Below are 24,008 nucleotides of genomic sequence, written 5' to 3'. Positions count from 1 at the left end.
GCGCCCCATCTTGGGGGCGTCCCCGCACACGCGTTCCGGCCCGAGCATGACCACCCCCGAGCCCGCCCCCGGGTCCAAGCCCGCCCTCGACGACGAGACCCTGGCCTTCGCCGCCCGCGTCTTCCAGTACGCCCGCATGGGCCACGCCGAGGAACTGGCCGAGCTGTTCGGGCAGGGCCTGCCGGCGAACCTGCGCAACGACAAGGGTGACAGCCTGCTGATGCTGGCCGCCTACAACGGCCAGGAGGCCGCCGCCCGCGCCATCCTGGAGGCCGGCGGCGACCCGGAGCTCGCCAACGACCACGGCCAGACGCCGCTCGCCGGCGCCGCCTTCAAGAACGACCTCGCGGTCGCCCGGCTTCTGCTCGATCACGGCGCGCAGGTCGACGGCACGGGCGGCGGCTCGCGCACGGCGCTGATGACCGCCGCGATGTTCGACCGCACGGAGATGGTCGCGCTGCTGCTCGCCCGCGGCGCCGACCCGGACCGGCGCGACGCCGACGGCCGGGGCGCGGCCGACCTCGCCCGGCAGATGGGCGCGCAGGCCACACCGGCCCAGCTCGACGCGGCGACCCGGCCGGCCGGTGCGTGATCCCGTCTTCGGCCGACCCGTCCGGTTCGCCGCGCCCGCGCCGTCATCGCGAGCCGGAGGCGAAGCGACCCAGGGCAGCGCGCGGCCGGCCGGCGCGGCTCTGGATTGCCTCGCTCCGCTCGCGATGACGGGCGGCGCGATGGCTGGCCCCACGGCCCACGACAGTGCGTGCCGGGCGGCGCATCCGACCCTGTTCCTCATCCTGAGGTGCCGCGGAGCGGCCTCGAAGGAGGGCTCCAGGGATCGCGGCGCTCTCTGGAAGGCTCCTTCGAGGCACCTTGCCACGGCAAGGGGTGCCTCAGGATGAGGGGGTCTGATGGGATCCGCGGGGCTGCACCCCGGACTGTCGTGTACTCTGGGCCGGCCCTCAGAGCGGGCGCAGGTTGCGCGCCTGCATGAGTTCGTAGGCCGCGAGGCCGAGCGGCGTACCGATCAGGATCAGAGCGAGGATGAGGCCCATGACGTGACTCCTCCATGCGGCGGGACGAGTGGTCTTGCGCGGCGCGAGGCGTCCCGCATGTCCCCGCGACTCACCCGGTATAACCCGGGCCGCCCTCCCGGGGCGATGCGCGCGGCGCAAACCGCGTGAGGCTCTTGCCTTCCGCCGCAGGCCGCCCGAGGGAACGGGACCGAGAGGTGGGGGAGGGGACGCCGTGCTGCAACCGACCGAGACGCGGGGCGCCGCCGCGCGCCCGTCGCAGCCCCGGGGCCCGGCCGCGCGCCTGTGCACCCTGGCAGCCGCGGGCCTCCTGCTCGCGGGCGGTGCCCGGGCGGCGGAGACCGACTGGCCCGCCTTCGGCCACGATCCCAGCAACCGCAACTTCTCGGAGCTGACCCAGATCGACCGGAGCAGCGTGGCCCGGCTGCGCCCGGCCTGGATGTTCCAGAGCGGGGTGACCGGCTACTTCCAGGCGCAGCCGGTGATGATCGACGGAACCCTCTATCTCTCGACCACGCAGAACAACGTCGCCGCCCTCGACGCGCGCACCGGCCGGGTGCTCTGGACCTACACGCACCGCCCGCGCACGGAGAAGATCTTCGGGCCGCCCTCGAACCGGGGCGTGGCCGTGTCCGGCGGCCTCGTCTACCAGGCGACGATGGACGGGCGGGTGATCGCCCTCGACGCCAAGACCGGCCGGATCGTCTGGGACCGGGAGGCGGTGCGCCCGGAGGAGGGCGAGAGCGAGACCGCGTCGGGGCTGGCGGACAAGCTCGGCGGCAAGCCGGTCCAGGGGTCGAGCCGGCTCGGCTTCAAGATGCCGCCGCTGGTGGCCGACGGCTCGGTGATCGTCGGCGTCACCGGGGCGGGCTACGGCCTGCACATCGAGGACGAGGCCGGCGGCCTCGACGGCGGCGCGGTGGTCGGGATCGAGGGCGGCTACGGCCGGCGCGGCTGGCTCGCCGCCTACGATGCGCGGACCGGCGAGGAGCGCTGGCGCTGGTACGTCACACCCTCCGAGGGTTGGGAGGGCGGCTTCGTCGAGCGGACCGCGGACGGGGTGCCGCTGCACCGGGACATCGCCGCCGAAAAGGCGGCCGCGCCTGCCAACCGCGAGGCGTGGCGGGTCGGCGGCGGCTCGCTGTGGATGACGCCGGCCTACGACCCGGCGCTCGGCCTGATCTTCCTCGGCACCGGCAACCCGGCGCCGCAGAATTTCGGCCTCAGCCGCCCGGGCGACAACCTCTACACGATGTGCCTCGTGGCGCTCGACGTGAAGACCGGAGCGCTGCGCTGGTACTACCAGCAGGTGCCGCACGACGAGTGGGGCTACGACGTGGCCGCGCCGCCCTTCCTGCTGGACATGCCCGGGGGCGCCAAGGCGGTGGCCTCGGCGAGCAAGACCGGCTGGATCTACGTCCACGACCGCGCCACGGGGAAGCTGCTGGAGCGCTCCGCGCCGCTGGTCGAGCAGAAGAACCTGTTCGCGCCGCCGACCCCGCAGGGCACCGTCGTCGCCCCCGGCCCCCTCGGGGCGGTGTCCTGGCCGCCCACCGCCTATGACGGCCGCCGGGCCTACGTGCAGGTGCGGCACGGGGCGACCACCTACACGGTCAAGACCGTCCCGGCCGCGGGCGGGCGGCCGGAGATCCGCTACACCGAGACGGGGGAGGCCAAGGGCGAGCCGAGCTTCAGCACGCTCACCGCCGTCGACCTCGCCGCGGGCGGGACGATCGCGTGGTCCGTGCGCGGCGCGAGCCGCCTGTCGGGGGGCACGCTCGCCACGGCCGGCGGCCTCGTCTTCTCCGGAGAGGAGGACGGGCACTTCGACGCCCACGACGCCGACACGGGGCGGATCCTCTGGCGCTTCCAGTGCGGCGCCGGGATCAGCGGCCCGGCGATGACCTACGCGCTGGACGGCCGGCAGTACGTGGCGGTGGCGGCCGGCGGCGCCTCCTTCACCAAGGCGTCCGGCTTCGGCACCGGCGACGCGCTGGTCGTCTTCGCCCTGCCGGAGTGAACGGCCCGAACGGCGGCAGGCCGCGGGGCTATAGCTGCCCGGCCGCGCCCAGTTCGCATCGAAGAGTCGCCAACGACAGTGCGAGCGTCAGCGGCTTGTCAGTGAGCGGCACGGCGCCGTAGTCCGCATACCAATCGGCCGCTCGCTCGTTCTTGGCGTCGATGATGAGCATCACGCCCCCGACTTCGGCCGCGACGCGAAGGCAGCGTCGCCCGACCGCGCCGAGTAGCTGCCCGCCAAGCCCCTGACCTTGCACCCGCGTCTGCGTGGCGAGACGGGCGAGGCGGAAGCCCGGCACGTCATGCTTGGCGAGGCCGCGCCGCACCAACTCGGGGGTGTCGGCATGGCTGAGACTGCCGGGGGCGATGCTGTAGAAGCCGAGGATGGTCCGGTCGTCGGTGTCCTCGATGGCGAGAAACGTCTTTGCGCCCCCGGACTCGTGGCTCTGTCGAGCGTAACGCTGCAAGAAGACGTTCAAGTCCGTGTCGCCGCAGTCGAACGACGCTCGGTCGTGTGCCCTGGTGATCGCTTCCTCATGCCAAGCCGGCAACGTCATCGCAGCTTCGGCATGGCGGCAATGGCGGCGCGGAGTTTGGCGTTGGCCGGTGGGGGATTTTCCAAGAGGTCGAGCACGAGCAGGCTGTCGCGTTCCGACAGCTTGGTGCGCTCCGCCTCTTCGACGACGATCTCCGCTTCACGCAGAGCCGATCGGGTGACGAAGGTCGTGAGGTCGGTCTGCCGGAGCGCGGCCGCGCGGGCGAGCAGTGCTTTCTGCTCGGGCCTGATCCGCAGGCTCATGCGGGGATTCTCTTCCATGACAGCTCGAGGCATATGCCGTCTTTCCGTTTGTACGCCTTGAAGTAGTACGCGCTCTCCTTCCCGTCAACGAGACGCGCTTCGTGGGCGCACGCGCGGCTTCCACGAAATGTCGGAACACGCGTCCTCTTCGACGGATGTCTGCCCTCGGCGAGCAGCCGTCACGCTTTCGGAACGCGAGTATCGGGAGACAGACCGGGTCGAGCGAACCTGCGTCCCCGCTCGCCCGCAGAGGCGAGAGCAGGATGCGCCGGCACCGCGGTGCCGGCCCGCGATGTGCGACCGCTCACTCCGCCGCGACGGCGTAGCGGGTGCGCAGGCGCAGGCCGAACACCGCCATCATGAACATGCAGCAGGTGGCGCTGTTGCCGTTGTAGAGCACCGTCTCGAACGAGGCCGAGGCGAGGCCGAGGAACCACAGGCGCAAGAACAGCAGCGTCTCGGCATCGAGCCCGCGGCCGCCCGCGACCCGCTGGAGGTCGCGCAGGGGAGCGATCACGAAGGCGGCGAGCGTCAGGACGAGGAAGGGCAGGCCGCCGATCAGCGCCGTGTCGAGATAGGCGTTGTGGGAGTGGATGGCGGTGTTGACCCAGGTCAGCTCCTCCGAGCCCGCGTACATGGTCCGCTCGGTCATCCAGAACGCGCCGATGCCCCAGCCCCGCCACGGGCGGACCAGGATGTTGTCGATCGCGAACTCCCAGATCTGGGTCCGGCCGGTGAAGGTCGTGTCGCGCATCACCCCGCCGAGGGCGTCGCCGATCGACGGCACGAGGACCGAGCCCACGGAGACCACCGTGAAGGCGACGACCGGGCCGACCAGCAGCAGGCTGCGCATCGCGCCGCCGGTGAACAGGCGGCACAGGGTTGTCACCGCGAGCACCACCGGCAGGAGCAGCAACGCCGTCTTCGAGCCGCTGGCCACGAGGAAGCCGGCGGCGAGGAGGATCACGGCCCAGCCGAGCCAGCGGTTCGCCACCGCGGCGACGTAGAGGCCGACGACGATCAGGATCACCATCGCGGCGCTGGCGTCGTTCTTGTGCGGGAAGGTGCCGCGCCACAGGCCGGCATGGTCGGGATCGGCGTTCACGTCGAAGGCCGAGTGGACGGCGAGATCCGGCACGAGCGCCACCGCGAGGTAGCAGGTCACGAGGATCACCCCGGCGCTGCCCGCGAGCGTCAGGGCGAGTTGCCGCGGCGAGCGCGCCACCACGAGCACGCCCGCCGACAGCAGCGCGGCGATGGCGAACAGGGTGAGCCGCCGCAGCGACAGCATCGGGTCCACCGACAGGAGGCTGGTGGCCCCCAGCCACAGGGCGCAGAGCGCGAGAGACGGCGTCGCGAGCGGGCGGAGGTGGCGCAGGCCGATCCGCCACACGGCGAGCGCCATGCCGACGCCGGCCGCGAGGAACAGGGCCTGGGTCACCGGGCTGCCGCCCTCGGCGGCGGCGAGGGACGAGCGGTCGCTCAGGTCCTTGAACCAGAGGTGGTTCCAGAGCAGCACGAGCACCGCGCCGTTGAGGAGGACGCGCACGGCGTCCGGCAGGTCGCGGGTCCGCGTCTCGCCCTCCGACCGGCCGGCCGTTCGCCGGATCGCCGCGCTCGACGACACCATCCCGCCCCCGTCTTCCCTCCGCCTGCCGGGTCCGGCGCATCGTCGCGACGCGCTCTCCCGCGCCGAGCCGGCATCCGCCCCGGCGCAGAGCGCGACAGCATAACCCCGAAGCGGCGCCGACAGGCGCGGGATTCTACCGAGTCCGCCCCACGATCGCGCGATAACCTTGACGCAGGGCTCCCGGGCTCAGAACGGCAGCAGGATGTCGACGATCTGCTGGCCGTAGCGCGGCTGCTGCACGTCGGTGATCTGGCCGCGGCCGCCGTAGGCGATGCGGGCCTGGGCGATCTTGGTCGAGGCGATGGTGTTGTCGGACTCGATGTCCTCCGGCCTAACCACGCCGGCCACCACCAGCTCGCGCACCTCGAAGTTGATGCGGATCTCCTGCTTGCCCTCGACCACGAGGTTGCCGTTGGGCAGCACCTGGGTGACGACGGCCGCCACGTTGGTGTTCACCGACTCGGCCCGCTTGATCGAGCCCGCTCCCTCGTTCGACGTGTCGGAGGTCAGGTTCAGCAGCGCGCTGCCGCCGACGCCGAACGTCTTGCCGATCACGTTGTTCTCCAGCCCCAGGGCGTTGGGCAGGCCGAAGCTCTCGGTGGCGGCGCGGGAGCGCTTGGTCTCGTTGGCGAGGTTGGCTTGGTCGGTGACGTTGACCTTGACGGTCAGCAGGTCGCCGAGCTTGGCGGCGCGCTGGTCCTTGAAGAAGGCGCGCGAGCCGGTGCGCCAGAGCGAGTTCGGCGCGTAGGAGACCGGCTGGATGTCGGGCATCGGCATCCGCACCGGCTTGTAGCCGGGCTGGCTGGTCGGGTCCTCGATGGCCGAGAGCACCGGCGCCACGCCGACATTGGCGAGACGGTCGGCGGTGTTGCAGGCGCCGAGGCCGGCCACGAGCGCGGCGGCGAGGAGCGGGCGGCGAAGCATCGCGGGACTCTGCACAGGGAGGAGGACGGTCAGCGGAGCGCGGCGGCGCTCGCCTGGAGCTGCGGGCCCCGGGTGGGGCCGACGGAGACCCGGCCCGGCCCGATCACGGTGGCCTGGAGGATCTTCTTCGAGGCGACGTTGGTGACCGCGACGGTGGCGCCCAGGCGGCCGCTGTCGCCGGCGACCCCGCGCATCGACAGGCTGATGCCCGGCGCCTCGTAGACGATGGTGACGGCCTCGTTGCGGGCGACGAGTTCCGGGGGGGCGGTGTCGGCCGTGCGCAGCACCGTGCCGGCGGGAAGCGCGCGTTGCGCCGCCTCGCCGAGCACCGCCGCGACGACGCCCTGCGTGTCGGCGGGCAGGCCCTCCCGCGGCCGGCGCTCCAGGCCGACATCGCCCTCCTTGACGGTCTCGCCGCGGTTGAGCGCGCGGCTCAGCACGGCCACCTCGCGCATCTCGACCACGACGCCGGTGACGCGCAGCGAGGCCTGCCGGTCGCCCAGCGCGATCAGGCCGGTGACCCGGTGCGAGCGGGCATCGTAGGCCAGATCGAGGGCCTTCGCCTCGCCCGCGAGATCGACCGGCGCCAGCAGGGCCGGCCCCTCGCCGTCGAGGCGGATCGAGACGGTCCGCGGGTCGAGGGCGTAGCCCGCCTCCAGGCCGCGCTTGAGCGCCGCCTCGATCTCGGCGGCGGCCACCCGGCGGGCGGCGCGCTGCACGACGATCTGGGCGCGGCCGCCGGTCTCGAGCGCCGCCAGCCCCAGGGCGGCGACCGCCTCGGCGATGCGGCGGGCCTGGATCGTCCCGGTGGCGCCGAGGGCGGGCGCGCGGAACATCGGCCGGGCGGCGAGGTCGGAGGGGGCGTTCTCCAGGAGGTCGCCGAGCGTCAGCACGTCGCCGCGGGCGGTCACGTCGCCGCGCAGCCGCAGCGCCTCGGCGGGCGGGGGCAGGCGCAGGCCGGGCTCGGCCATGGCGGGGAACACGAACGCGCCGAGCGCCGCGAACGCGAGGAACGCGAGCGCCGCTCGAACGACGACCCCGAGGCCGGGCGGCGCCACCCGCGCCCGCTCGCCCCGCAGGATCGGGCTGAGATCGGCCCCGGCCTCGGGGACGCTGGACAGGGGCGAAGGCAGGTCGCTGTCGAGGCGCGCGCTGGCGAACATGGTGGCGGGTCCGGATGGCGGCGTCAGCCGCGGAACATCTGCGAGGTGGTGGAGAGCATCTGGTCGGCGGCGGTCACGACCTTCGAGTTCATCTCGTAGGCGCGCTGGGCGGCGATCAGCGACGAGATCTCGGTCACCGCGTTGACGTTGGCCTCCTCCAGGTAGCTCTGCTGGAGGTTGCCGAAGCCGTCGGCCCCGGCGAGCCCGCTGATCGCCGGACCCGACGCGGCGGTCTCGATGAACAGGTTGTCGCCGATCGATTCGAGGCCGACCTTGTTGACGAAGCGCGAGAGCTGGAACTGGCCGAGCGCCTGCGGCGCGGTCTGGCCCGGCAGCGTCGCCTGGACCGCGCCGGTGGCGCTGATCGTCACCGAGGTCGCGGTGTTCGGAACCGTGATCGCCGGGTCGACGAGGTAGCCGTCGCGGGTGACGAGCTGGCCCGACGCCGACAGGTCGAAGGAGCCGTCCCGCGTGTAGGCGGTGCGCCCGTCCGGCAGCGTCACCCGGAAGAAGCCCTCGCCGCGGATGGCGACGTCGTAGTCCTTCTCCGTCGAGGTCAGGGTGCCCTGCGCCATCACCCGGGCGGTGGAGGTGGTCTTGACGCCCGAGCCCAGCGCCAGCCCGGCCGGGAGCTGGGTGTTCTGCTCCGAGGTCGAGGTGCCGGCCCGGCGCAGGTTCTGGTAGAGCAGATCCTGAAAATGCACCTGCTGGCGCTTGTACCCGGTGGTCCGCAGGTTGGCGATGTTGTTCGAGATGACCTGGACGTTGAGTTCCTGGGCCGCCATGCCGGTGGCGGCGGAGTAGAGGGCGCGCATCGGCTCCTCCCCCTCAGGCGATGTCGGCGAGGCGGCGGATCGCCGTGCCCCGCAGGTCGTCGAGGCGCGCGATCACGCTCGACACCGTCGTGTAGGAGCGGTTCACGTCCATCAGGCGGGTCATCTCCAGGACCGGCTGGACGTTCGAGCGCTCCAGCGCGCCGGGCTCCAGCCGCCCGTCGCGGCCGGCCGGCCGGGCCGGATCGCGCGAGGCGTAGAGGTTCCCCCCCTCGTTGGTCAGCCGGCGCGGATCGGGGAAGGTCACGAGCTTGATCCGGCCGCGGATGCCGAGATTCGTGGAGACGGTGCCGTCCGGCCCGATCGCCAGCCCGGTCTCCTGCGAGTTGATCGCGATCGGACCGCCCTCGCCGACCACGGGGTAGCCGTCGCTCGTCACGATCTGCCCCTGGGCGTTCAGTTCCAGGGCGCCGTTGCGGGTGTAGCGCTCGCCGCCCGCCGCCTGGACGGCGATGAAGGCCGGCCCCTTCACCGCGACGTTGAGCGGGTTGCCGGTCTGCTCGATCGGGCCCTGGCTGAGATCGAGGGTGGTGCCCTGGTCGACCACGTAGGAGACGCGCCGGTCCGGCGCCTGGAACGAGTCCGCGCTCGCCACCGGCATGAGGTATTCCTCGAACCGGGTGTTGCGGGCCTTGAAGCCCGTGGTCGACAGGTTCGCCATGTTGTTGGCGATCACGTCGAGTTCGCGCTGGAGGGCGACCTGGCTCGACACGCCGACGAAGAGGGCATTCTGCATCGTGAACTCTTGGACCGGCGCACTCACGGAGCGGCAACCATCCCGTCAGCATGCGCCGTGCCAGCCGACCGCCCGGAGAATTGTCGTTACCGGAGCGTCACTTGGCTTCCCTGAGCGCCCCCGCGGGCCGGGGCCGGAGCGCGCCGGCGGCAAACCTCGCCCGGCAGGATTTGCCCGCTTAACGGCGCGTTAACCGTGGCCGTCGATATCCTCGGCCACCGCCCCTCCGGGCCGGCGAGAGATCCGCGCGCATGGCCAAGAAGCCGAAGACGGCGCCCGCCGAGGAGGGCGAGGGCGCGGACGCCCCCCCGAAGAGCAAGAAGAAGCTCGTGATGATCGCCGGCGCGGCGGTGCTGGTGCTGGGCGGCGGCGCGGGCTTCTACGTGATGAAGAGCCGCGGCGCCCACGCCGACGCGGCCCACGCGCGCCCCGCCGAGGAGGCCAAGAAGCCCGTCGTGTTCCTCGAAGTGCGGGAGCTGGTCCTGAACCTCAGCACCGAGACCCAGCAGGACAAGGCCAAGTTCGCCAAGCTGCGCATCTCGCTGGAGCTGAAGGACGCCAAGGTCGAGAGCGAGGTGAAGCCGCTGATGCCGCGGGTCGAGGACGCCCTCCAGGTCTACCTGCGCGAATTGCGGGCGAGCGACCTGTCGGGTTCGGTCGGCCTCTACCGCCTGCGCGAGGAGCTGCTGCGGCGGGTCAACGTGGCGGTGTACCCCGTCAAGGTCGACGCGGTCCTGTTCAAGGACCTCGTGATCCAGTGAGGCGGTGATGGACCCGGAGGATCAGGTCACCGAGGACGACTGGTCGGCGGCCCTGCTGGAGCAGGGGGCCGAGGGCGGCGACACGTCGCTCGCCGAGGAATGGGGCGCCGCGCTCGCCGAGCAGGGCACGACGCGCAACGCCAGCGACGTCGCCGCCGAGTGGGCGACGATGATCGAGGACGGGGAGAGCGACAATCTCCCCGAGCTGGCCGGCAACGACCGCATCCTCAACCAGGACGAGATCGACGGCGTCCTCGGCTTCTCCATGCGCGAGCTCTCGGCCTCCGGGGCCGGGGGCGTGCGCGCCATCGTCGATTCGGGCGTCGTCCAGTACGAACGCCTGCCGATGCTGGAGATCGTCTTCGACCGGATGATCCGGTTGCTGTCGACGAGCCTGCGCAACCTGTTCCAGGACAACGTCGAGGTCACCCTCGACAACATCACCTCGGTCCGCTTCGGCGACTACCTGAACGCCATCCCGCTGCCGACCCTGCTCGGGGTGTTCCGGGCCGAGCAGTGGGAGAATTCGGGGCTCGTCACCGTCGAGTCGAACCTCGCCTACACCACCTTCGACCTCCTGCTCGGCGGCAAGCGCGGCGGCTCGTCGAGCCGGCTCGACGGCCGCCCGTTCACGGCGATCGAGATGACGCTGGTGCGCCGCCTCGTCGAGATCGTCCTGGGCGACCTCGAACTCTCGTTCCAGCCGCTCTCCCCGGTCACCTTCGGCATCGACCGGATCGAGACCAACCCGCGCTTCGCGACGATCACGCGGCCCGGCAACGCGGCGATCCTGATCAGCCTGCGCCTGGACGTCGACGGCCGCGGCGGCCTCCTCCAGATCCTGTTCCCCTACGCCACGATCGAGCCGATCCGCGAGCTGCTCACCCAGAGCTTCATGGGCGAGAAGCTCGGGCGCGATCAGATCTGGGAGGGCCACCTCGCCACCGAGATCTGGCAGGCCGACCTCACCATGCAGGCGGTGCTGCACGAGATGATGCTGCCGCTGAAGCGCGTCATGCGCCTCAAGGTCGGCGACACGCTGATGTTCGACGCCAAGCCCACCGACCTCGTCACCGTGCGCTGCGGCGACTGGGCGCTGACCCAGGGGCGGATCGGCCGGGTCGACGGCAACATCGCGGTGCAGGTGACGCGGCCGCTGCGCCGCTCCCGCACGACGCTCCAGGCCTACGAGGCCGCCCTGAACAACCGGTCGGACGGGTAGCCATGTCTCTGTTCGTCACCCTCTTCGCCGACCTGCTGGTGGCGGTGCTGCTGGCGGCGACGATCGTCAGCTCGGTGCGCCTGTCGCGCCGGATCGGCCAGCTCAAGGGCGACGAGGCGGCCCTGCGCGGGACGATCGGCGACCTGATGGTCGCCACCGGCACCGCGGAGCGGGCGATCGCCGGCCTGCGCGCGGCGATCGACGAGTGCGACCGCACCCTCAACGCGCGCATCGAGACGGCGGGCGTCCGCGCCGCCGAGCTCGCCGCGCAGGTCGAGGCCGGGGAGGGCGTGATCGCCCGCGTCGGCGCCATCGTCGCGCAGATGCAGGGCGCGCGCGCCCAGCCGCCGCAGGGCGCCCCCGCGCAGGCGCACGCGGCCCGGGTCGAGCCTCCGGCGCCGCCGCGGCGCCCCGAGCCGCCGCCCGAGCCCGAGAGCCCGAACGGCGAGCGCCTCGGCGCCGCCGCCGCCGCCGCCCTGGCGATGACCGAGCGTGCCCTGGCGCGCGTGCGGGCGCGCGCGGCGTGACCGGCGTTCCAGCCCCTAAGCCGCCCGCGCCCCCGGCCCGGCCGGCGGCGCCCCGCGCCGGATCGGCGCTGCGCCGCTCGCGCCTGAAGCCCGCCCGGCCACTGAAGCTGCGCCTGATGGACGCCGTGGCCCTGTCGGCGGGCGGGCTGCTGCTGCTGAAGGTCCTGACCCTGAGCCAGACCGGCCTGCCGATCGACGGCAACCTGCCGGATTTCGGCCGGGCGCTGGCCAAGGCCCGCACCGGCTACGAGATTCCGGACCCGGCCACGACCGGCTCGGTCGCGGCCAAGGAGTCGCCGAAGGAGGGCGCCAAGCCGCCGGAGCGGCCGCCGGAGCCGCCCCAGGCGCAGCCCGCCCTGCCGGACCCGGTCTCCCCGGCCGAGCGGGCCCTGCTGGAGAAGCTCGGCGCCCGACGCGATGCGCTCAGGCAGCGCAGCGACGAACTCGACCTGCGCGAGAAGATGCTGAACGATGCCGAGCGCAAGCTGGAGACCGGTCTCGGCGACCTGAAGCAGGCCGAGGACAAGGTCGACGCCGCGGCCAAGGCCAAGGAGGCCGCGCAGCGGGACGGGCTGAAGAGCATCGTCACGATGTACGAGACCATGAAGCCGAAGGAGGCCGCGCGGGTGTTCGACCGGCTCGGCCACGACGTGCTGGTGCCGCTCGTGGTGGCGATGAACCCGCGCAAGATGGCCGAGATCCTGGCGGTGATGCAGCCCGAGACGGCCGAACGGCTCACCGTCGCGCTCGCCAACCGCGCCCGCGGGGTCGGCGGCGCGCAGGCCCAGACGGCCGCCGGCCTGCCGCCGGGCGAGCTGCCGGCGATCGACCCGTCCGCGATCCGGTAGACGCGCTACCCACCGGCGCGGTCGAGGGTGTCCACAACCTCGGCCATCGGCGGCCTGGCGGCCGGATCGGGCCCGGTGCAGGCCCGCTCCAGGGCGCGCAGGCCGTCGAGGCCGTCGGCGCAGCGGTCCAGCAGCTCGCCGAGCAGGATGCCGAAGGCGCGCGTCTCCACCCGCGCCAGCGCCTCGCCCGCGGCACCCGCGGGGAGCGCCGAGGCGGCGCCGAAATCGCCGAGCACGGCCGCGCCCGCGGCGGCGTCCCACAGGATGTTGTGGGCGTAGACGTCGCCGTGGAGCAGCCGGCGGCCGTGCAGGTGGGTGACCGCGGCGGCGATACCCCGCGCGAGGCGCAGGGCCACCGCCGGTTCGAGCGCCAGATCGGCGGCGTAGACGTCGCGGCTGCAACTCGCGAGGCTCGGCGGCCCGGCGAGCACCGGCCAGTCCGGCGGCATCAGCCGCAGCAGCAGCCCCGGCGCCCCGTCCGGGCCGCCGTCGAGCCGGCCCAGCGCGCCGGTGAGGCCGGGATGCGTGCCGGCGGCGAGGCAGGCCTCCATCTCCCGCTCGGGCAGCCCGTCGCTGGTCATCGCGCCCTTGAACAGCTTGAGCGCCACGTCCCGGTCGCCCTCCGGCCCGCGCCACAGGGCCCGGTGCACCCGGCCCGAGGCGCCCTCGCCGAGGAGCGGGCCGATCTCCACCGCCGAGCGGGGGACGCGCGGGGCGGCAGCCTCCGTCGCGGGCTCCGCCTCGGGCTGCGACTTGGTCTGCGACTTGGGCTCGGCAGGGTTGCCGGCATAGGCGACCCAGGCGAGGCGGGGCAGGCGGGTCAGCCACGGCGGCAGCGCGTCGAGGCGGTTGCAGGCCAGCCGGATCAGCTCCAGGTTCTCCGCCCCCGCGAGGCTGTCCGGCAGGGCCGCGAGCCGGTTGCCGGCGAGCATCAGCTTCCGGAGCGCCGGCCGCTCGCCGAGCGCGGCGGGCAGGGTCTCGATCCGGTTGTCGGTGAGCGTCGCCCAGCGCAGCAGCGGCGGCAGGGACTCGGCGGGCACCTCGCGGATGCCGCAGCCGCGGAAGCCGATCTGGCTGAGCGCCGGGCAGCCGCCGAGCGCCGGGGGCAGGCGCTCGAACGGGTTGCCGGAGCAGAACAGCACCCGCAGGCGCTTGAGCCGGCCGAGGTCGTCCGGCAGGGCGAAGCGCCCGACGCCGAGGTCGAGCACCTCCAGCGTGTCGGCGAGCCCGAACACCTCGTCCGGGAAGGCGGTGAGGCCTGCGGGCAGGCGGATTTCCCGGGCGCCCGCGAGGTCGCCGCGCCGCAGGGCGCGCAGGGTCTCGTCGCGGTCCACGCTCAGCCCCGCTTGAAGAACGCGTCGGCCGCGCCCTGGGCGGCCTGCTTGGCGGCCCGGGCCGCCTCGATCCGGGCGATCTCGGCGCGCAGCAGCGCCACCCGCTCGTCGAGGTCGGCGAGCGACAGCGTGTCGAGCGGCTGCCCGATCTCGTGGGCCACGCGCTTGCGCGGCCGGTCGTCCTCGTCCCGCATCGCTTTCGACGGCCTCCCTACAGGAACGGATGCCCGGCCCCGTCCCAGGTCAGGCCGAGGTGGCGGGCGAGCGTGGCGCCGATGTCGGCGAACGTGTCGCGGCGGCCGATCCCGCCGGGGGCGAGGCCCGGCCCGAAGGCCAGGATCGGGACCTGCTCGCGGGTGTGGTCGGTGCCGGCCCAGGTCGGATCGTTGCCGTGATCGGCAGTGATCACCGCGAGGTCGCCCGGACTCAGGGCCGACAGGATCCCGGGCACGCGGGCGTCGAACGCCTCCAGCTCGGCCGCGTAGCCCGGCACGTCCCTGCGGTGGCCGTGCTCGGTGTCGAAATCGACGAGGTTGACGAAGACGAGGCCGCCGTCCGGGAGGTCCGCCATGGCCTCGAGCGCGGCGTCGAGGCAGGCCGCGTTGCCGCCGGGCTTGATCTCGCGGCCGGTGGCGCGGTGGGCGAAGATGTCGCCGATCTTGCCGACGCTGACGGTCGCCCGGCCCGCCGCCCCGGCCCGGTCGAGAAGCGTCGGCCCCGGAGGCGGCACGGCGAAATCCCTGCGGTTGGCCGTGCGCCGGAAGCCCGTTTCCGCGGAGCCGACGAAGGGGCGGGCGATGACGCGGCAGACCCGGTAGGGGTCGCACAGCTCCCGGGCGATCCGGCACAGGTCGGTGAGCCGGTCGAGCCCGAAGACGTCCTCGTGGACGGCGATCTGGAACACGCTGTCGGCGGAGGTGTAGCAGATCGGCTTGCCCGTCCGGACGTGCTCGGCGCCGAGTGCGTCGATCAGCGCGACGCCCGCGGCGTGGCGGTCGCCGAGGATCCCTGGCAGGCCGCCCCGCGCGATCAGCGCCGCCGTCAGCTCGGACGGGAAGCAGGGCCGCGCGTCGGGGAAGTGGCCCCAGGGCTCGGTCAGGGCGAGGCCGGCGATCTCCCAGTGGCCGGACGGGGTGTCCTTGCCCGCCGCCCGCTCGACCGCGTGGCCGTAGGCGGCGCGCGGTTCGCCCCGCTGTTCGAGGCCCGGCGGCACCCGGCCCGTCGCCCCCGCGCAGGCCAGCCCGAGGCCGAGACCGGAGAGATGCGGCAGCCGCAGCGGGCCGGCGCGCAGGCCCGGCCGGTCGCCGCGGCCCTCGGCGCAGGCCTCGGCGATGTGGCCGAGCGTGTCGGCGCCCGCGTCCCCGTAGGCGCCCGCGTCCGGGGCCCCGCCGATGCCCACCGAATCGAGCACGATGAGGAGGGCGCGCGGCACGGCTCAGGCCGGCTCCAGCTCGGCCGGCGCGTCGCTGTCGAGGGCGAAGGCCGCCTTGAACAGGGTGCGGGTGTAGTCGGTGCGGGGGTTCGCGAAGATCGTTTCGGCCGGCCCCTCCTCGACCACCCGGCCGTTCTGCATGACGAGCACGTAGTTGGCGAGCGCGCGGACCACCTTCAGGTCGTGGCTGATGAACAGGTAGGCGAGGCCGCGCTCGCGCTGGAAGTCGCGCAGCAGGGTGACGATCTGCGCCTGCACCGAGCGGTCCAGCGCCGAGGTCGGCTCGTCGAGGACGACGAATTTCGGGTTGAGCACCATCGCCCGGGCGATGGCGATGCGCTGCCGCTGGCCGCCGGAGAACTCGTGCGGGTAGCGGTCCATCGCCGCCGGGTCGAGGCCGACATCGGCGAGCGCCTTGGCGACCACCGCCCGCCGCTCGGCCCGGCCCTTCACCGCGCCCTGCACCACCAGACCCTCGGCGACGATGTCGGCGACCGACATCCGCGGCGAGAGCGAGCCGTAGGGGTCCTGGAAGACCACCTGCATGTCGCGCCGCAGGGGCCGCATCTGCGCGGCGCCGAAGCGCTCGATGTCGCGCCCGAGGAAGACGATCGGGCCCTCCGACCCCGTGAGCCGCAGCAGCGCCAGCCCGAGCGTGGTCTTGCCGGAGCCCGATTCGCCGACCACGCCCACCGTCTCGCCCGCCCGCACCCGCACGGAGACGCCGTCGACCGCCTTGACGTGGCCGGTCACGCGCCGGAACAGCCCGGATTTCAAGGGGAACCACACCTTGAGCGGTCCGGCCTCGACCAGCGGCGCGGCGTCGGGCGGCAGCGGGTTCGCCCGTCCTCTCGGCTCGGAGGCGATCAGCCGCCGGGTGTAGTCGTGCTGTGGGTCGCGGAAGACCTGCGCGGTCGGCCCGGCCTCGACGATGCGGCCCTTGAGCATCACGCAGACCCGGTCGGCGATCCGCTCGACGATGCCGAGGTCGTGGGTGATGAACAGCATCGCCATGCCGAGCCGCTTCTGGAGGTCGGCGAGCAGCGCCAGGATCTGCGCCTGGACGGTCACGTCGAGGGCGGTGGTCGGCTCGTCGGCCACCAGCAGGTCGGGCTCGCAGGCGAGCGCCATGGCGATCATCACCCGCTGCCGCTGGCCGCCGGACAATTCGTGCGGGTAGGCGCCCATCCGCCGCTCGGCGTCGCGCAGGCCGACGAGGTCGAGGAGTTCGAGGATCCGTCGGCGCGCGGCCTTGCCCGACAGGCCGCGGTGGAGCTGGAGAACCTCGCCGATCTGCCGCGCGATGGTGTGCAGCGGATTGAGCGAGGTCATCGGCTCCTGGAACACCATGGTGATGTCGGCGCCGCGGACCGCGCGCATCTCCCGCTCAGGCAGGGCGGCGAGGTCGCGCCCCGCGAAAACGATGCGTCCGGACTGCACCGCCGCCCCGTCGAGCAGCCGCAGGATCGCCAGCGCCGTGACCGACTTGCCGGAGCCGGATTCGCCGACCAGGGCGAGGGTCTCGCCCCGGGCGATGGTGAAGCCGATCCGGTCGACGGCGACCGTCTCGCTCTCCCGCCCGCGGAAGACGACGGACAGGTCCTCGACGGACAGGAGCGGCGGGGTTTCGGCCGCGGGCGTGGCGCGTGTCATGGGCGCTCTTATAGCGCGCCCGCGGGCGGACCCTAGTATACCGCCCGAGATAAGGCTTCCGGTGCAGGCAGGAGCCGGGGAGGGCCATGCAGCAGGCCGCACGCGTCGCCGCCGAGATCTGGGCGGCGCTCGACGGGCCACCCGGCGCCCTCGACCGGCTGGGCATCTCCGGCGACGGCGCCCTGTCGTCCGCCTTCGCCGTCACCGATCTCGCCGCGGGCTCGATCGCGGCGGCGGGGCTGGCGCTCGCCGAGGTCGCGGGCGTGGAGGCGGTCGCGGGCGCGGAGGCGACTGTGCAGGTCGACCGGCGGCTCGCGTCGTTCTGGTTCGCCACCTCGGTGCGGCCCGAGGGCTGGAGCGTCCCGCCCCCCTGGGATCCGGTGGCCGGCGATTACCGCGCCCGCGACGGCTGGATCCGCCTCCACACCAACGCGCCGCGTCACCGCGCGGCGGCCGAGCGGGTGCTCGGACCGCAGGTGGACCGGGACGGCATGGCGCGGGCGGTCGCGGGCTGGGAGACCGGCGCGCTGGAGGGGGCGATCCTCGCCGAGGGCGGCGCCGCGGCCGAGATGCGCGACGGTCCGGCCTGGGCGGCGCACCCGCAGGGCCGGGCGGTGGCGGCCGAGCCGCTGGTCACCTTCGACGCCGAGCCCAGCCGCGGGCCCGTTCCTCGGGAATCGTGTCCCGGCAGGCCACTCGCCGGGTTGCGCGTCCTGGACCTCACCCGCGTGCTCGCGGGCCCGGTGGCGAGCCGCTTCCTCGCCGGCTACGGCGCGGACGTGCTGCGGATCGACCCGCCGGACTGGGACGAGCCGGCGCTCGCGCCCGAGGTGACGGTCGGCAAGGCCTGCGCCCGTCTCGACCTGCGAACTCCTGAAGACCGCGCGACCTTCGAGCGGCTGCTCGCCGGAGCCGACGTGCTGCTGCACGGCTACCGGCCCGGCGCCCTGGAGGGGCTCGGCTACGGCGCGGCGGAGCGCCGCCGGATCGCACCGGGACTGATCGATGTCGGCCTCGACGCCTACGGCTGGACCGGCCCCTGGGCCCGGCGGCGCGGCTTCGACAGCCTCGTGCAGATGAGCACGGGGATCGCCGCCGCGGGACAGGCGTGGCGCGAGGCCGTTCGGCCGGTGCCGCTGCCGGTCCAGGCGCTCGACCACGCCACGGGCTACATCGCGGCCGCCGCCGCCCTACGCCTGCTGGCACGCAGGACCAGCGGGGACGCGCGCCTGTCGCTGGCCCGCACGGCCGCGCTGCTGGCTGCGGCGGGGCCCGCGGCGGCCGCAGAGCCGCCGGCCCCGGAGACTGCTGCCGACCTCGCACAGGCCGTCGAGGCGACCGCCTGGGGGCCGGCGCGGCGGCTCCGGCCGCCCCTCTCGGTCGCGGGTGCGGCGATGCGCTGGGACCGCCCGGCGCGGCGGCTCGGATCCGACGCGCCGGCCTGGAGCGCGGGGCCGGGCTGACGACGGGCACGGGACCTCCGGGGGGCACGAGACCTGCGGGGGGCATAAGGGCGACACCCCTCGCGGGGCGGACCGGCCGCATCGGTCCGCCCGGCGCGGTCCCGGCGGCGGTGCACGGCCCTCAGTCGAGGGGGCTGCCGGACCGTCCTCCGTTCTTCGCCCGGCCCAGACCCTGTTTCACGAGGACAAACAACAGCATTCGCAGGACGTCTTACAGGGCGAGCAAGTTACAATTGGCAATAATTTCGGAAATACAGATGTAATATCTCGCGCGTGTATCGAATATTTCTGAGACGATCATCTTGCCGTGAAGTCCTGAGAAGGATCCACCGGATGCCACCGACGCCACTCGACTTTCCGTCTGCGCCATCGGTCCACCGAACCACAACCTATGTAGGCGACCAGATCAATCCGGGCTCCGTATCGGCGAGCTTCGGACGACCGCGAGGCCGGGTCGCCCGGGGAGGCGCGCGTGCCGGACGATTTCCCCCGCGACGACGGTGATCGACGCCGCGCCGCCAGCACCCTGGCACGCATCGCCGAAGTCCTGAGTCAGCCCCGGCACGCCTTCCTCGACGCGGACGCGCCGGCCGACCTCGCCGGCGCCACGGAGCTGCTGCGGCACTGGTCCGGGCTGGCGGAGGCGGAACGCCGCGAGGTTCTGGCCTTCGTGCGCGCCGTCGCCGCGGCCAAGTCCGTCCAGGACGGGGCTCGCGAGTAGGGCGCGCGGGCGCCGGCCTCAAAACCCGGGCGCGGCCTCGTCCGGCGAGGGCGGAGCCGCGCCGTCCGCTCCAAGCCGCCCCGCCGTGCCGCGCCGCCCGGCAACCGCCACGTCGTAATCGTCGGCGGGGAGGCGCGCGAGGAAGCGCTCGGCGATCTCGAACAGGAGAATGTCGGGGCGGACGCGCTCGATATAGGCCCAATCGAGGGCGGACGACCAGACGAAGTGCACTTCGCGGAAGCTCTCGGCGAGCAGCCCGGTGAGCATGAACGGGTCGAAATGGGCGCAGGAATCGCCGAACAGGACGAGGCGGCGCGGATCGGCCCCGTCCCCGGCGTTGCGGTAGACCACGTGCGCGCCGACGTGGAGCTGGCGGTCGCGCCCCTCGGCCTCGTAGCGCGCCTGGAGCGGGCCGACCTCGACCCGGCTCGCGTCGCGCAGCAGGGTGATCCGCTCCACCGCCTCGCGGGGCCGGTCCGGCAGCTTGTCGCCGAGGTCCATCACCTGCTTGGTGCGGTTGCGCGGCCGCGCGGCGATGTCGGCCGGCGGCAGCGCGCCCAGCGCCCGCATGATGGCGCGGTAGGCCAGCAGGCAGCCCTCCACGGTCCAGTGCGTGTCGGTGCGCAGGTAGAGCGGCACCGGCCCGTCGCGGCCGGCGCGCAGCGGGGCCAGCAGGTCGAGATAGGCCGGGTTGCGCGCGAGCCGCCGGGCGAGTTGCCGGGTCGAGGCGTTGCGCGGGTCGTAGCGCAGGCCGTCGGTCATGTTGTCGTAGACCGAGAGCTTCTCCGGGACGACCACGTGCAGGCAGCGGATGCCGAGCCGGTCGGCCCGGGCGGCGCGCTGCGCGATCAGACGCGCCCAGCCGCGCAGCAGCCGCCACTGGCGCAGGCCGCTCCGGTAGCGATCCAGGACGCGGTTCGTGCCGCCGGTGAGGAAGAGCCAGCCGTCCCGCCCGACATGCACGCCGTCGCCGTCGAATGCCCCGCCTGTGCGCCTGCCGACCATGGCGGACCATTAGCCGCCTCCGGCCAAGCCGCATAGGGCGGAGCCGGGCGGGTCGCTCCGCGTTCCCGAGGCATGCAAGGTGCGCCCGAACTCGCCCCCAAAGATTGTGCACCCGCACAGGGTCCACGCCGGTCCGTCCGGCTGTGGCGCCCGCGCCGCGTCCTGGCCACGCCCGCCGCGCTGGAGCACGCGCACGGGCGGGCGATGCTGGCCCGGGCGGAGGCGCTGGGGATCCCCGTCGAGCGCCTGCGCGCGAACCGGCTCGCGGGCCTCGGCGGCCCCGACCCGCGCCGGGCCTACGCCGAGGCCAAGGCGACCCTGGCACTGACCGTGGCGCCGCCGACCAAGCTGCGGCTCCAGCCGATCCCGCCCTCGGCCGACTGGCGCTTCGACCTCGCCGAGGGATGCCCGGCCCATTGCCAGTACTGCTACCTCGCGGGCTCGCTGTCGGGACCGCCGGTGACCCGCGCCTACGCCAACCTCGACGCGATCCTCGGCAACCTCGCCGGCTATCTCGGCCGCGGCGCCGTGACCTCGGGCTCCGACGCCCGCGCGCACGAGGGCACCACCTTCGAGGCCTCCTGCTACACCGACCCGCTGGGCATCGAGCACCTCACCGGGTCGCTCTCGGCGGCGATCCGGCATTTCGGCGCCTGGGAGGCGCCGGTGCAACTGCGCTTCACCACCAAGTTCGCCGCCATCGAGCCCCTGCTCGGCCTCGCCCACAACCGACGCACCCGCATCCGGTTCTCGGTCAACGCCCGCCCCGCCGCCCGCTACGAGGGCGGCACCGACGGGCTCGACGCGCGGCTCGGGGCGTTGCGGGCGGCGGCGCTGGCCGGCTACCCGGTCGGCCTGACGATCGCGCCGATCCTGCCGATGGCGGATTGGGCGGCGGCCTATGACGGCCTGATCCGCGATGCGGCCGATGCGCTCACCGGCGTGCCGGATCTCGACCTGACCGCGGAGCTGATCACCCACCGCTTCACGCCGGGCTCGAAGACGGTGCTCCAGGGCTGGTATCCGGGCTCCGACCTGCCGCTCGACGAGGGCGTGCGCGCGCGCAAGCTCACCAAGTTCGGCTCGGTGAAGTTCGTGCTGCGCAAGCCGGTGATGGACGCGATGCGCGCCCACCTCACCGCGTCCATCGCCCGCGACCTGCCGGCGGCGCGCGTCCTGTACTGGACCTGAGCAGGCCGGACGCCATGTCGCCCCGGATGTCGGACCCCGCCCCCCTGATCCTGACGCTGGATTTCGATCCGGCGACCTTCGCGCGCTTCGACGGCGAGCGCCGCCGGCACTTCCCCGAGGCGCTGAACCGGATCCCGGCCCACGCCACCCTGTTCCATCACCTGCCGGGCGATCGGGAGCGGGCGGTGATCGAGACCGTGGCGACGCTCGCGCGCACCCTGTCCCCGCCGGAGGTCGCGGTGACCGGCCTGCGCTTCACCGGCCGCGGCGTCGCCTACGTCCTCGACTCGGAGGCGCTGACGGGATTCCGCGCGCGCCTCGCCCGAAGCTTCTCGGACCATCTCACCCCGCAGGACCGGCAGGGCTGGCGCCCGCACGTGACGGTGCAGAACAAGGTCGCGCCGGAGACCGCCCGGGCGCTGCACGCCGATCTCGAAGGCGCGTTCGCGCCGTTCCGCTTCACCGCGCCGGGCGTGCTGCTGTGGCGCTACCTCGGCGGCCCGTGGGAGCGGGTGGCGCGGGCGGCCTTCGGGGAGAACGCGTGATGCGCTTGGTGCAGCCCCCCGGACGGCTCCGCGGCAACCCGCTGTTCGGGCGGGCGATGGCGGTGTGGCTGCGCCTGCGCCTCAACGAGGTTGGCCCCCTCGTCGCCCTGCTGGCGCTCAGCACCCTGGGCTACGGCTTCTTCGCGCTGGCCCGCGAGGTCGGCGAGGGCTCGACCGCCGCCCTCGACCGGAAGATCCTGCTGGCCCTGCGCAACCCGGCCGACCTCGCCGACCCGATCGGGCCGCCCTGGCTCGAAGAGACGATGCGCGACATCACCGGGCTCGGCAGCGTCTTCACCGTGCTGTTCATCACCTGCGCGGTCGCCGGCTACCTCGCCCTGTCCGGACGGCGGCGGATCGCGGCGTTCGTGGTCGCGGCGGTGGGCGGCGGCGAACTGCTCTCGACCGTGCTGAAGGTGTTCTACCACCGCCCGCGGCCCGATCTGGTACCGCACGGCATGGAGGTGTTCACCGCGAGCTTCCCGTCGGGCCACGCCACCATGTCGGCGATCGCCTACCTGACCCTCGCCACCCTCGCCGCGCGGGTGGAGCGCCGCCGCCGCGTCAAGGCGCTGCTGCTGTTCCTCGGGGTGAGCATGACGCTGCTCGTCGGGGCCAGCCGCGTCTATCTCGGCGTGCACTGGCCGAGCGACGTGCTCGCCGGGTGGTGCGTCGGGGCGGCCTGGGCGTCGCTGTGCTGGTTCCTGGCCCTCCAGTTGCAGCGCCGCGGCGAGGTGGAGGCGCCGGACCCGCCGCCCCCGGCCTGAGCCGGGCGGGTGCGGCCCCGCGACCCGGAACCGCCCCGATCCGCGCCTCGTTCCCGGGGTTCTCGGACCACGGCGAGACCGGCGGAGGCTCATGGCGGACGACGCGAAACTTTCCCGGCGCAACCTGCTGGCCGCGGGCGGCGCGCTCGCCACCGCGGCGGTCGGCGGCGGTGCGCGGGCCGCGGCGCCCCCCGGCCCGACGGTGCCCGCCGACACCGGCGCGGTGCAGGGCGGCCGGGTCGCGTTCCCGAACTGGCGGGGGCCGGGGGACGTGCCGCCCGCCCCGACCCCCGCGCCGCAGCCCCCGGGGCAGCGGGTCGGCTACTGCGTCGTCGGTCTCGGCCGCCTGAGCCTCGACGAGATCCTGCCGGCCTTCGGCGAGACCAAGCGCTCCCGGCTCGTGGCGGTGATGTCCGGCAGCCCGGACAAGGCCCGCCTCGCGGCCCGGCAATACGGCGTGCCCGAGGCGGCGGTTTACGGCTACGGCGACTGGGAGACGCTGAAGGCCAACCCGGAGGTCGGCGCGGTCTACGTGGTGACGCCGAACGCCGTGCACCGGGACAACGTGCTGGCAGCCGCGGGCGCGGGCAAGCACGTGCTCTGCGAGAAGCCGATGGCGGTGGCCTCGGGGGAGTGCCGCGAGATGATCGCCGCCTGCGACCGGGCCGGCGTCAAACTGATGATCGCCTACCGCTGCCAGTACGAGCCCTACAACCGCGCGGTGACGCGGCTCGCCCGCTCCGGCGCCTACGGCCGGCCGCGGCTGATCCAGGCCTTCAACGGCCAGACCACCGGGCTGCCCGAGCAGTGGCGCCTGCGCAAGGCGCTGGCCGGGGGCGGCGCCCTGCCCGACATCGGCCTCTACTGCCTCAACGGGACCCGGGCGCTGCTGGGCGAGGAGCCGGAATCGGTCACGGCGCAGATCTTCTCGCCGCCGGACGACCCGAAGTTCCGCGAGGTCGAGGAGAGCGTCAGCTTCACCCTGCGCTTCCCGTCCGGGGTGATCGCCCAGTGCATGACGAGCTACGGGGTGCACGAGGCGCGCTCCCTGACCGTGCATACGCAGGGCGGCGCGATCGATCTCCAGAACGCCTTCGCCTATCGCGGCCAGCGCCTGTTCGTCGCCCATCCGGACGGGAGGTCGGCGGCGCGCGACGAGAAGGTGCTGGCGCCGAAGAACCAGTTCGCCCTGGAGATCGACCACTTCTCCCGCTGCATCCAGGACAACCTGCGCCCGCGCACCCCCGGCGAGGAGGGTCTCCAGGATCAGGTGCTGATGGAGGCGATCTACGAGGCGGCGCGCACGGGCGCCCCCGTCAAGGTCGGGCCGCCGCCGGGGGCCGGCTCAGGCCTCGACGCGACCCGCGGACCCGAGCCGGAGGAGCCGGCCTGAGCGGGGGCGGG

At 73.7% G+C, this 24,008-nt stretch carries 24 protein-coding genes; 12 read left to right on the top strand and 12 right to left on the bottom strand.

All coding sequences use genetic code 11. The features are described from left to right. The first annotated feature begins 46 nt into the window (after positions 1–46). A complete protein-coding gene (locus Q8W71_RS18235; RefSeq protein ID WP_305526809.1) occupies positions 47–592 on the top strand; it encodes an ankyrin repeat domain-containing protein in 546 nt (181 codons plus the stop codon). A 722-nt stretch (positions 593–1,314) separates the two neighbouring features. Continuing rightward, complete coding sequence (locus Q8W71_RS18230) at positions 1,315–3,051, top strand: pyrroloquinoline quinone-dependent dehydrogenase (RefSeq protein WP_370875458.1); 1,737 nt, start codon at positions 1,315–1,317, stop codon at positions 3,049–3,051. Positions 3,052–3,079: 28 nt separating this feature from the next. Here the strand turns inward: Q8W71_RS18230 and Q8W71_RS18225 are convergent, their stop codons facing one another. The 7 genes from Q8W71_RS18225 to flgF form a co-directional block, all read right to left on the bottom strand. Then, positions 3,080–3,607 (bottom strand): GNAT family N-acetyltransferase, encoded by a 528-nt coding sequence (locus Q8W71_RS18225; RefSeq protein ID WP_305526808.1) that lies wholly within the window; start codon positions 3,605–3,607, stop codon positions 3,080–3,082. Then, a complete protein-coding gene (locus tag Q8W71_RS18220) occupies positions 3,604–3,882 on the bottom strand; it encodes a type II toxin-antitoxin system TacA family antitoxin (RefSeq protein ID WP_305526807.1) in 279 nt (92 codons plus the stop codon). The genes Q8W71_RS18225 and Q8W71_RS18220 overlap by 4 nt, the downstream gene beginning before the upstream one ends. Before the next feature lie 271 nt (positions 3,883–4,153). Next, positions 4,154–5,479, bottom strand: a complete 1,326-nt coding sequence (locus tag Q8W71_RS18215; RefSeq protein WP_305526806.1) for an O-antigen ligase family protein — start codon at positions 5,477–5,479, stop codon at positions 4,154–4,156. A gap of 186 nt (positions 5,480–5,665) precedes the next feature. Further along, the gene (gene flgH / locus Q8W71_RS18210) at positions 5,666–6,403 is read right to left on the bottom strand and encodes a flagellar basal body L-ring protein FlgH (protein ID WP_305526805.1); all 738 of its coding nucleotides are present in this window, start codon (positions 6,401–6,403) and stop codon (positions 5,666–5,668) included. A gap of 29 nt (positions 6,404–6,432) precedes the next feature. Then, positions 6,433–7,566, bottom strand: coding sequence for a flagellar basal body P-ring formation chaperone FlgA (flgA, locus tag Q8W71_RS18205; RefSeq protein WP_305526804.1), 1,134 nt, complete (start codon positions 7,564–7,566; stop codon positions 6,433–6,435). A 23-nt stretch (positions 7,567–7,589) separates the two neighbouring features. After that, on the bottom strand, positions 7,590–8,381 hold the full coding sequence (flgG, locus tag Q8W71_RS18200) for a flagellar basal-body rod protein FlgG (RefSeq protein WP_305526803.1): 792 nt from the start codon (positions 8,379–8,381) through the stop codon (positions 7,590–7,592). 13 nt (positions 8,382–8,394) lie between these two features. After that, the gene (flgF, locus tag Q8W71_RS18195; RefSeq protein WP_305526802.1) at positions 8,395–9,135 is read right to left on the bottom strand and encodes a flagellar basal-body rod protein FlgF; all 741 of its coding nucleotides are present in this window, start codon (positions 9,133–9,135) and stop codon (positions 8,395–8,397) included. A gap of 251 nt (positions 9,136–9,386) precedes the next feature. On the opposite strand from flgF, the gene fliL reads away from it, so the two are divergent. Genes fliL through Q8W71_RS18175 form a run of 4 tightly spaced genes read left to right on the top strand, consistent with a single transcriptional unit; the run spans position 9,387 to position 12,493 of the window. Beyond that, complete coding sequence (gene fliL, locus Q8W71_RS18190) at positions 9,387–9,896, top strand: flagellar basal body-associated protein FliL (protein ID WP_305526801.1); 510 nt, start codon at positions 9,387–9,389, stop codon at positions 9,894–9,896. Positions 9,897–9,903: 7 nt separating this feature from the next. Next, on the top strand, positions 9,904–11,118 hold the full coding sequence (gene fliM / locus Q8W71_RS18185) for a flagellar motor switch protein FliM (RefSeq protein WP_370875455.1): 1,215 nt from the start codon (positions 9,904–9,906) through the stop codon (positions 11,116–11,118). 2 nt (positions 11,119–11,120) lie between these two features. Beyond that, complete coding sequence (locus Q8W71_RS18180; RefSeq protein WP_305526799.1) at positions 11,121–11,645, top strand: DUF6468 domain-containing protein; 525 nt, start codon at positions 11,121–11,123, stop codon at positions 11,643–11,645. Continuing rightward, positions 11,642–12,493: a MotE family protein gene (locus tag Q8W71_RS18175; protein WP_305526798.1), complete on the top strand. Its 852-nt coding sequence runs from the start codon at positions 11,642–11,644 to the stop codon at positions 12,491–12,493. The genes Q8W71_RS18180 and Q8W71_RS18175 overlap by 4 nt, the downstream gene beginning before the upstream one ends. Before the next feature lie 5 nt (positions 12,494–12,498). Here Q8W71_RS18175 and Q8W71_RS18170 read toward each other — a convergent pair whose 3' ends face one another. Genes Q8W71_RS18170 through Q8W71_RS18155 form a run of 4 tightly spaced genes read right to left on the bottom strand, consistent with a single transcriptional unit; the run spans position 12,499 to position 16,912 of the window. Further along, a complete protein-coding gene (locus Q8W71_RS18170; RefSeq protein ID WP_305526797.1) occupies positions 12,499–13,827 on the bottom strand; it encodes a leucine-rich repeat-containing protein kinase family protein in 1,329 nt (442 codons plus the stop codon). Between the two features lie 2 nt (positions 13,828–13,829). Further along, the gene (locus tag Q8W71_RS18165; protein ID WP_305526796.1) at positions 13,830–14,021 is read right to left on the bottom strand and encodes a DUF1192 domain-containing protein; all 192 of its coding nucleotides are present in this window, start codon (positions 14,019–14,021) and stop codon (positions 13,830–13,832) included. Between the two features lie 17 nt (positions 14,022–14,038). After that, entirely contained in the window at positions 14,039–15,259 is a 1,221-nt protein-coding gene (locus Q8W71_RS18160) for a phosphopentomutase (RefSeq protein WP_305526795.1), read from the bottom strand. 3 nt (positions 15,260–15,262) lie between these two features. After that, positions 15,263–16,912 (bottom strand): ABC transporter ATP-binding protein, encoded by a 1,650-nt coding sequence (locus tag Q8W71_RS18155; RefSeq protein WP_305526794.1) that lies wholly within the window; start codon positions 16,910–16,912, stop codon positions 15,263–15,265. A gap of 86 nt (positions 16,913–16,998) precedes the next feature. Between Q8W71_RS18155 and Q8W71_RS18150 the strand changes: the two genes are divergently transcribed. Beyond that, on the top strand, positions 16,999–18,375 hold the full coding sequence (locus Q8W71_RS18150; RefSeq protein WP_305526793.1) for a CoA transferase: 1,377 nt from the start codon (positions 16,999–17,001) through the stop codon (positions 18,373–18,375). A 472-nt stretch (positions 18,376–18,847) separates the two neighbouring features. Then, positions 18,848–19,096 (top strand): hypothetical protein, encoded by a 249-nt coding sequence (locus Q8W71_RS18145; protein ID WP_305526792.1) that lies wholly within the window; start codon positions 18,848–18,850, stop codon positions 19,094–19,096. A gap of 18 nt (positions 19,097–19,114) precedes the next feature. Here the strand turns inward: Q8W71_RS18145 and Q8W71_RS18140 are convergent, their stop codons facing one another. Next, a complete protein-coding gene (locus Q8W71_RS18140) occupies positions 19,115–20,101 on the bottom strand; it encodes an alginate O-acetyltransferase AlgX-related protein (RefSeq protein ID WP_305526791.1) in 987 nt (328 codons plus the stop codon). Positions 20,102–20,173: 72 nt separating this feature from the next. On the opposite strand from Q8W71_RS18140, the gene Q8W71_RS18135 reads away from it, so the two are divergent. From Q8W71_RS18135 to Q8W71_RS18120, 4 genes are all read left to right on the top strand, one after another. After that, positions 20,174–21,292 (top strand): SPL family radical SAM protein, encoded by a 1,119-nt coding sequence (locus Q8W71_RS18135; RefSeq protein ID WP_305526790.1) that lies wholly within the window; start codon positions 20,174–20,176, stop codon positions 21,290–21,292. A 26-nt stretch (positions 21,293–21,318) separates the two neighbouring features. Further along, positions 21,319–21,837, top strand: coding sequence for a 2'-5' RNA ligase family protein (locus tag Q8W71_RS18130; protein ID WP_305526789.1), 519 nt, complete (start codon positions 21,319–21,321; stop codon positions 21,835–21,837). Beyond that, positions 21,837–22,604: a phosphatase PAP2 family protein gene (locus Q8W71_RS18125; protein ID WP_305526839.1), complete on the top strand. Its 768-nt coding sequence runs from the start codon at positions 21,837–21,839 to the stop codon at positions 22,602–22,604. Before Q8W71_RS18130 ends, Q8W71_RS18125 begins: the two co-directional genes overlap by 1 nt. A gap of 91 nt (positions 22,605–22,695) precedes the next feature. Continuing rightward, on the top strand, positions 22,696–23,997 hold the full coding sequence (locus Q8W71_RS18120) for a Gfo/Idh/MocA family protein (protein ID WP_305526788.1): 1,302 nt from the start codon (positions 22,696–22,698) through the stop codon (positions 23,995–23,997). Positions 23,998–24,008 lie beyond the last annotated feature (11 nt).

Origin of the sequence: Methylobacterium amylolyticum, from assembly GCF_030700245.1 — a bacterium.
Lineage (GTDB): Bacteria > Pseudomonadota > Alphaproteobacteria > Rhizobiales > Beijerinckiaceae > Methylobacterium.
The sequence above is the reverse complement of the archived record's forward strand: the minus strand, read 5'-3'. Positions and strand labels throughout refer to the sequence as shown.